General features: G+C 70.7%; 5 protein-coding genes. All 5 read right to left on the reverse strand.

The features are described from left to right. Positions 1–261: 261 nt before the first annotated feature. Positions 262–1,815, reverse strand: a complete 1,554-nt coding sequence (locus GA0115259_RS29905) for an RNA polymerase sigma factor (protein WP_093602808.1) — start codon at positions 1,813–1,815, stop codon at positions 262–264. Between the two features lie 341 nt (positions 1,816–2,156). Then, positions 2,157–3,044 (reverse strand): FadR/GntR family transcriptional regulator, encoded by an 888-nt coding sequence (locus tag GA0115259_RS29910; RefSeq protein WP_161230499.1) that lies wholly within the window; start codon positions 3,042–3,044, stop codon positions 2,157–2,159. A gap of 115 nt (positions 3,045–3,159) precedes the next feature. Beyond that, a complete protein-coding gene (locus GA0115259_RS29915) occupies positions 3,160–5,208 on the reverse strand; it encodes an ATP-binding cassette domain-containing protein (protein WP_093602812.1) in 2,049 nt (682 codons plus the stop codon). A gap of 191 nt (positions 5,209–5,399) precedes the next feature. Further along, the gene (locus GA0115259_RS29920; protein WP_093602814.1) at positions 5,400–6,164 is read right to left on the reverse strand and encodes an NUDIX hydrolase; all 765 of its coding nucleotides are present in this window, start codon (positions 6,162–6,164) and stop codon (positions 5,400–5,402) included. A gap of 139 nt (positions 6,165–6,303) precedes the next feature. Then, positions 6,304–8,265: a glycogen debranching N-terminal domain-containing protein gene (locus tag GA0115259_RS29925; RefSeq protein ID WP_256098203.1), complete on the reverse strand. Its 1,962-nt coding sequence runs from the start codon at positions 8,263–8,265 to the stop codon at positions 6,304–6,306. Positions 8,266–8,478: the final 213 nt, after the last annotated feature.

Consider the following 8,478-nt stretch of genomic DNA (forward strand, 5'->3'; position numbering starts at 1 on the left):
CCCTCGGCGACGGCGGGCGGCGGCGAGAGAAGCGGCGGCAGGACCCCCGCCGCGATCGCGGCCACTCCTCCCGTCAGCACTCGGGCAAGCGAATGACGCATACGGGCTCCTGACTCTCCGGTGAAGACTTATCTACCCAGAGTCATCCTCCCGTGCCCGTCCCGCACCCCGCGCACGAGGCGAAGGCCCGGATCCGTGGTGGCATCCGGGCCTTCGAACGCGCTTCAGTGCGCCCCTGAAAGAGACCTGATCGAGATGGTCCTAGTCGAGATAGTCGCGCAGGACCTGCGAACGCGACGGGTGGCGCAGCTTCGACATGGTCTTGGACTCGATCTGACGAATACGCTCCCGCGTCACGCCGTAGACCTTGCCGATCTCGTCCAGCGTCTTGGGCTGGCCGTCCGTGAGGCCGAAGCGCATGGAGACCACGCCCGCCTCACGCTCGGAGAGCGTGTCGAGCACCGAGTGGAGCTGCTCCTGGAGCAGTGTGAAGCTGACCGCGTCGGCCGGGACGACCGCCTCGGAGTCCTCGATGAGGTCTCCGAACTCGCTGTCGCCGTCCTCGCCCAGCGGAGTGTGCAGGGAGATCGGCTCACGGCCGTACTTCTGGACCTCGATGACCTTCTCGGGGGTCATGTCGAGCTCCTTGGCCAGCTCCTCCGGCGTGGGCTCACGGCCCAGGTCCTGGAGCATCTGGCGCTGGACACGCGCGAGCTTGTTGATGACCTCGACCATGTGCACCGGGATACGGATGGTGCGGGCCTGGTCGGCCATGGCGCGGGTGATCGCCTGACGGATCCACCAGGTGGCGTACGTGGAGAACTTGTAGCCCTTGGTGTAGTCGAACTTCTCGACCGCGCGGATCAGACCGAGATTGCCCTCCTGGATCAGATCCAGGAAGAGCATGCCGCGGCCGGTGTAGCGCTTGGCCAGCGAAACCACGAGGCGGAGGTTGGCCTCCAGCAGATGGTTCTTGGCGCGCCGGCCGTCCTCCGCGATGATCTCCAGCTCGCGCTTGAGCTTGGGCGCGAGCTTGTCGGAGTTGGCCAGCTTGTCCTCGGCGAAGAGTCCGGCCTCGATGCGCTTGGCGAGTTCGACCTCCTGCTCGGCGTTGAGGAGCGGGACCTTGCCGATCTGCTTCAGATAGTCCTTGACCGGGTCGGCGGTGGCACCGGCGACGGCGACCTGCTGGGCCGGCGCGTCGTCCTCGTCGTCGTCGGAGAGTACGAAGCCCTTGTTCTCGCCCTCGGTCTCCTCCTCCTCGACCTTGCCGCCCTGGATCTCATCGGTCGGCTCCTCGCCGTCCGCGACCTCGTCGGCGTCCTTCTTGCCCGCCACGGTCTTTTTGGCGGTCGTCTTCTTGGCGGCGGTCTTCTTGACCGTCGCCTTTTTGGCCACGGTCTTCTTCGCGGCGGTCTTCTTGGCGGGTACGACGGCCTCGTCGGCCGCCGTGTCGACACTCTCCACCGCGGGAGCTGCGGTGGCTGCCGCGACAGTCTTCGCCGTGGCCGTCTTGGTCGCGACAGTCTTGGTGGCGGTGCGCTTGACCGGGCTCTTCGCTGCGACGCTCTTGCGGGTGCGCTTCGGCGACTCCGCGGCACTGACCATCAGCGTCACACCCTCTTCCTCGAGGATCTGGTTGAGGCTGCGCAGAACATTCTTCCACTGGGTTGGCGGAATCTGGTCGGCCTCGAAGGCCCGACGCACGTCATCGCCGGCGATCTGCCCATCAGCCTTTCCCCGCTCGATGAGCGCCATCACAGACTCGGACTCGGCGATCTCCGGCGGGAGCGTACGGGATGTGCTGGCCGACACGAACAACCTCTCGGAACGATGGAAACGGCTTCCGGCCCCGCCCAGGATCGGGCCGGAGCCGACGACCGTCGGCTGGGGATGTGCCGACGGCGCGGGTTAGGACCTCAGAGGGTGAATACAGCGCCACGCACGGCGGTCGTATTCCCTCCTCGGCTGTCACCTCTTAGGTCATCGCCCTGCCTCGAGGAGTGTTACGCCCAATCCACGTGGCCCGAGTCACACCTCATTTGCGACAAAGCGACCAGAAGCGGGATCTAAGCCCCCACAATCGCATCGCCGGACCCTCCGGGTCCGGCGACACACGATGCGTACATCCCCGTACGTCCTGGCTGCGGCGGCGCTCAGTGCTCGCGCGGCGCGGGGACGACGCGCTCCACCTCGGGCTGCACGGTGAGCAGTTGACGCATGGCCGATTCCGCGGCGTGCGCGTCGCCGGTGGCGAGGGCGTCGGCGATCCGGGTGTGGTGGGCGAGCGAGGCCTCGGTGGGGCGGTCGCACCCGGTGACCGGACCGCCGGATACCTGGAGGGCGGCGGAAACGATGCCGGAGAGATGCTCCAGCATGCGGTTGCCGGCGAGCTGGATCAGCAGGGAGTGATATTCGGCGTCCGCACGCGCGAAGGTGATCGAGTCACCCTGGGCGAGGGCATGGCCCATGATCTCCACCATGTCGGTGAGCCGCTGCTGGACCTCCGCCCGGCCGTGGCCGGCCGCCAGACGTGCCGCGAGGGGCTCGATCGTCCAGCGCAGCTCGGTCAGCTCACGGCGCTGGTCGTCACGCTGCGGCCCGAAAGCCCGCCATTCGATGATGTCGGGGTCGAGCAGATTCCAGTCGCTCACCGGCCGGACACGGGTACCCACATTGGGGCGGGCGCTCACGAGGCCCTTGGCCTCCAGCACGCGCAGCGACTCCCGCACCACGGTGCGGGAGACCTCGAAGCGCTGACCGATCTCCTCGGGTACGAGTGGCCGGTCGGCGCCCAGATCTCCGGAGACGATCATCTGGCCGAGCTGCTGGACGAGTTGGCCGTGCAGTCCGCGGCCTCGGCTGCTCGTCGTACGCCGTCCCACCCGGCCCAGATCGGTGTCGGCGCCCTCCCAGACGGGGGCTGCCGCGCGGTCGGCGCCGGGCGCCTCCGCGAAGGGGTAGCGGTCGAGTTCACCCGGGTCGGCGAGGCCGGAGTCGACGGAACGGGCGGCGGTCATCATGGTGTGCGCAAGGGTACTCACGCATCCTTTGTCGGCGTTGCTTCCATGAGCCTTGAGGTCTTTGCTGAAAAGCACACGAAAGGGTGATCGGCGCTCGCCCTTCGATTGACGCCTTATCGGAAAGAAGCGGGCTTTCTCAGGGGACTTGTGGGCAGGAGGGCATACTCCGGTCTTTCCTCGGTCGCCAACGGGCCCTGCGGCGAAGGCCGGTGAGCAGATATGCACAGAGAAGGACCGAAAGCGACAACGTCAGCGCCGCCGCGACCGGTTGAGCCATGAGTCTGACCGCGACCATCAGCCAGCGGTCGACCTGGCCCGGCCATTGAAGCCACGCCAGTTCACGGAGTCTGCCTGGGAGTCCGGCCATCGAACGCGCGGACGGACCGGAGAACGCCACCTGAAGCAGAGGCACGACCAGGGTCGGTACGGCGATGACGGCGGCCACTCCGGCGACCGCGGCCCGGAAGACTCCGGCGGCGAGCAGCCCTGCCCAGGCGGAGCCGACGGCGAGACCGACCCAGCCGGTACCGAGCACCAACCAGTTGTCCGGTACGGGCGCGGCACCGGCGCCGTACACAAGGCGCAGAACTCCGAAGTCGGCGACCACCGCCAGCAGTGTGAGCAGCAGGGCCGAGGCCGCCATCACCACGGACTTGGCGAGCAGCAGCCCGAGACGGCGGGGGACGGTGCCGCGCGCGTCGGCGAGCGCGGGGTAGCGGAACTCGTGGCCGAACGAGAGGGCGCCGAGCAGTCCGGCACCGAGCGCGGCGGGCGGCAGCGGCAGAAGGCCCGGCCAGGCGGAGAGCAGACCGGGCAGCGGGGTCCTGCCGCTGTGGGCGAGAGTCACGGCGAGAACCGTGGACGCGACAAGGACGGCGGCCACGATCAGATGGGTGCTGGGAACACCGAGCATGCGGCGGAGTTCGTAGCGCACCGGTCTGAGCGGGCTGCGGACCGGGCGCGCCGACAGCGGCGGCGGCAGCGGGCCGAGACCGTCGGGCGCGGGCTCGGCCCGGAGTTCGGTGTGCGGACCGGTGTGTGTCTCGGCGTCGGGAGCGACGTGCGGCGTGGCATGCGGGGCGGTCTGCGGCGTGGCGTGCGGCGCCGTGTGCGGGGTGGTCACCGCCTCGGTCGGTGTCGTGTCCGCCTCGGCCCGTGCCTGCCGTGGCGTGAAGACCCGGGCCGGGCCCGGTACGGAGACGGTGCGGAAAGAAGAGCCGGGACCGGAGCCTGAGCCGGGATTTGAGCCGGGGCCAGGCACCGGAACGGAGACGGCGGCCGGGACCGGTGCGAGCCGGGGAACCGGCCCCGGGCCGGTGTCACCGAACTCGTCGGCGAGCTGATGGACGAGGATACCGTGCCGGAAGGCCGCCTCACCGATCTCGGGGCAGGTGCTGCCGAAGACGGTGAGCCGGCTGCCCGCCTCGGTGACCACCTCGACGGAGCGTCTGCTCGCGCGGGCCTCACGGCTCAGCACATCGGCGAGACGCGCGGCGTGCGGTGTCCTGACCGCGACGCGCGGGCGCAGCCTGGTACGGGCGAACGCGGCGCCGTCCTGGTCGGCGACAAGGCGGCCGTCGTCGATGGTGACAACGTGATCGGCGGTGCGGGCGGCCTCCTTCGGGTCGTCGGTGGTGTACAGAACGGTGCCGCCCTGGGCCGCGTGCGCGCTGAGCAGTCCGAACAGCCAGCTGGTCTCACGAAGCGAGAGTCCTCCGGACGGTGCGTCGAGCAGCAGCGTGTGCGGGTCGCCCAACAGCGCGGTGGCGAGCCCGAGTCTGCGCTCCATACCGACCGAGAGCGTGCCGAGACGTTCGTCGCGCAGCCCTTGGAGACCCACGACATCGAGGAGTTCGTCGGCGCGCGAGGCGGGGACGCCCGCGGCGGCGCCGAGCATCCTGAGCTGGCCCCTGACCGTGCGTCCGGGATGGCCTGGCACATCGCCGAGAAGCACGCCGATCTCTCGTGCCGGATGGGCGATGCGATGGAGCGGACGGCCGCGGAAGTAGGTGATTCCTCGGCCGGGTTGGAGTTCGAGCATCAGTCTGAGCGCGGTCGTCTTGCCCGCGCCGGAGGCACCGAGAAGCGCGGTGACGGAGCCGGGCCGGGCATCGAAGGTCAGGTCGTCCACGGCGGAGGTGAGGTCTCGACGGGGGGTGCTGGTCAGTCCGATGGCCTGGAGCATCGCTTCTCCCGCGGGGTGAGACCGCTCGGCGGCAGGGTGAGTACCGCAGCAAGATAACGCGATATGTCCGACTTGTGGCGCAGGGCTGCCCGCCCGGGTGTCTTATGTCCGGGCACCAGGTCCCGTCGACCGGACGACTGACGGCCCGTCAGGCCGTCACTGTCCCGTCTCCGTCGCTGTCTCTGACTCCCTCAGACCTCGGGACGCAGCATCGGCGGGTTGAGTACGGTCGCCCCGCCTGCCCGGAAGAGCTGGGCGGGCCGGCCGCCCTGCCGGGTGGTCGTGCCTCCCGACGGGACCAGGAATCCTGGCGTCCCCGTCACCTTGCGATGGAAGTTACGCGGATCGAGCGCCACGCCCCACACCGCCTCGTACACCCGGCGCAGCTCGCCGACGGTGAACTCGGACGGGCAGAACGCGGTGGCGAGCGAGGAGTACTCGATCTTGGAACGGGCCCGCTCCACACCGTCCGCGAGGATCCGCCCATGGTCGAAGGCGAGCTGTGCGGGCTGTCCGTCCTCGCGGACGAAACCACTCTCCTGGTTGAGCAGTGCCTCGACGGGAGCCCAGCGCGCGCTGTTGGCGTCGCCGCCCGCGCGCGGGGCCGGAAGATCGGGCGAGAGCGCCAGATGGGCGACGCTGACCACCCGCATCCGGGGATCCCGTTTGGGATCCCCATAGGTCGCGAGCTGCTCCAGATGGGCCCCGTTCCCGGGCGCCGGTGCCTTCGGATCGTGGGCGCAGAGCCCGGTCTCCTCGGACAGTTCCCGTGCAGCCGCGTCGGCGAGATCCTCGTCGGCCCTGACAAAGCCGCCGGGCAGCGCCCACCGGCCCTGGAACGGCGGCTCTCCGCGCCGTACGACCAGTGCGCAGAGCGCGTGGCGCCGCACGGTGAGCACGACCAGGTCGACAGTGACGGCAAAAGCGGGAAAAGCCGACGGGTCGTAGGGCGACATGCCGCGATCATAGTCGTCTGCCTGACGATAAACACTCCTTCGGTCATGCCCACTGATTACTTCTTTCGCTCATCCGGCCGTCCTATGTCCAAGGCATGTCCGGGTCGGACGGAGCATGCTCACCCGGCTCCACCGAGGCTCATCCGTCGCCGCCGCCGAGTTGGAGACCGCTCGCCGCTTCCTCCACCATCCCGAGCCCGAGCCGGCTGACCCGTACGGAGAAGGGCTCACCCGCGACCCGCAGCCCGCTGAGCCGAACCGCTCCGAGCGGGGCCGGGCGGACCGGGTGGAGCGCGACCGTGCCACCGGGCGCGTCAGGACGGATACCGACAAGTGCGGTCAGCAGATGGATGCCCGCCGCAGCTGCCACGGCGGCCGGACGGCACGCCGCGGGATGCGGCACGGGCGCGCCTCCGGCGGTGCGCTGCTCTCCCGCGTACATCTCCGGCAGCCGATGGCCGAAGGCCTCCGCCGCGTCCAGCACTCCGCGCAGCAGGGACACGGCTTCCTTCCCGTGTCCGGCCGTCGCCAGACCGGCGACGGCGACGGCCGTCTCATGGATCCGCACCGCACCCGCGCGATGACCGAACGGATTGTGTCCCGGCTCCCGGGCGCCAAGGCCCCGCAGACCCCAGCCGGAATCCAGTGCGGGACTGCCGAGCACACGGGCCACCCGCTCGGTCCGCGCCCGGTCCAGCAGTCCCGGGGCCGCTCTGCCCTCGCCGAGCAGACCGGTGTCCAGGAGATGGGCGGAGCTGCCGCTCGGATACGGAAGCAACCGGCCGTCGCGGAGACGCGCCGCGGCCGGACGGCCGCCCGCGCGGTCCTCGATCCAGAACGTCTCCGCGAACCGCAGCCGCAGCGCGCCCGCCCACTCGCGCCACCCGTCGGCCCCCGGCCGTCCGCAGACCTCCAGCAGATCGGCTCCCAGCAGGGCCGCGCGGTGTGCGTGGGCCTGGGTCTCCACACGCTGCGGCCCGGCGGGGCCCGGCTCCCCCAACAGCTCGCCACCGTCCACGGCGGAGCGCAGCCAGTGCAGACAGCGCTCCGCGGCCGGCAGCAACTCGGCCAGGTCGCTCTCGGGAAGCCCCCAGCGGTGGGCCTCGGCAAGGACCACGGGGAAGGCGAGCGTCGCCTCCACTCCGGTACAGCTCGGCGGCAGATAAGGGCCGGCGTCCCGCAGCGGCCCGGGGAGCCGTCCGAAGTCCCGTCCTTTTCCCGCGAACTGGCCTCGGGCGACCGCGCGCAGTGTGCCCGCGGCCAGCCGGGTGCCGAGCGGAAGGGCCATCCGTACGGCCCAGAGCGCCTCGGCGGCGGGCGGTCCGCAGCGCCAGGGCACACCGGCTGCGGGATGAAGGTCAGCAGGACCGCCCGGCCCTCGCACCAGCAGCCCCCGGAGATCGCCGAGGCTCGCGGCGAACAGCGCCTCCACCCGGGGATCGTCCCCCTCGGCCGCCGCCTCCGGCAGTGGATTGCTCCCGGTCCGGCCCGTCGGCCGGACAGGCCGGCCGGAGCGGATCCGCAGCTCGATCGTGCGGGCGGCCCCGGGCCCCAGCTCCACCTCCCAGCGCAGCAGTCCCGCCGATGCCAGCGCGTCCTGGGGCGCCGGAGACGCGGTGACGACGGCGGATCCGCCACCGGGCGCGGACCAGCGCAGACCCGCGGTGTGGACAGCCGCGGGCAGTTCGGGCCCGGCCCGGCCGGCTCCGATCGCGGCCAGTCCCGCCAGGTCGCTGCCGAAGGAGATCTCCACCGGGAATCTGCGGATCCGGCGGGCCGAGCTGTGCAGCGTGATCCGTTCGGTGCCGTCGGCGTCCCGTACCCGTTCGACACTGATCTCCGGATCGGGCCCGGCATCGTCGGGTGTACGGACCACCGCCAGAAACCGTGCCCGGTCGGCGGCGACCAGCCTGCCCTGCACCGGCAGAGGCTCCTGTCCGGCGATCCGCAGCCGGCAGCGGGAGAGCAGACGTCTGCCGGACTGGTAGAAGCCCTCGATCCCTTCGCCGGTGAGCTGTCCGTGCTCGGCCGAGACCGCGAGACACGGCAGCGCGACACAGAGCAGGACATGGTGCGCGGCGGGCGGTCCGGCACATGGCACGGCCTTTCTCCGCCCGGCACCGGAGGATGTGGCTCGCGATGGCTCACTGTTCGGAGGAGGGGCGGTGAGGGCCATGGGTGGTCTGCTCTGCCTTCTGTGCTCTCCGGAGGGCCGCCGTCTCTGCGGCGACGCGGCTCGTACGACTCCGCCACAGAGGTGAACGCCCGCCCGGCCGACCTGGTCACGGCCGTCATCGCTCGCTCCTGCTGCCGC

This window comes from Streptomyces sp. MnatMP-M17, from assembly GCF_900091995.1.
Taxonomy (GTDB): Bacteria; Actinomycetota; Actinomycetes; order Streptomycetales; family Streptomycetaceae; genus Streptomyces.

Bases quoted from the DNA above. Each gene is read 5' to 3' on its own strand.
- GA0115259_RS29915 (WP_093602812.1), bottom strand. From the start codon at position 5,208: ATGCTCCAGGCCATCGGACTGACCAGCACCCCCCGTCGAGACCTCACC.
- GA0115259_RS29920 (WP_093602814.1), bottom strand. From the start codon at position 6,164: ATGTCGCCCTACGACCCGTCGGCTTTTCCCGCTTTTGCCGTCACTGTC.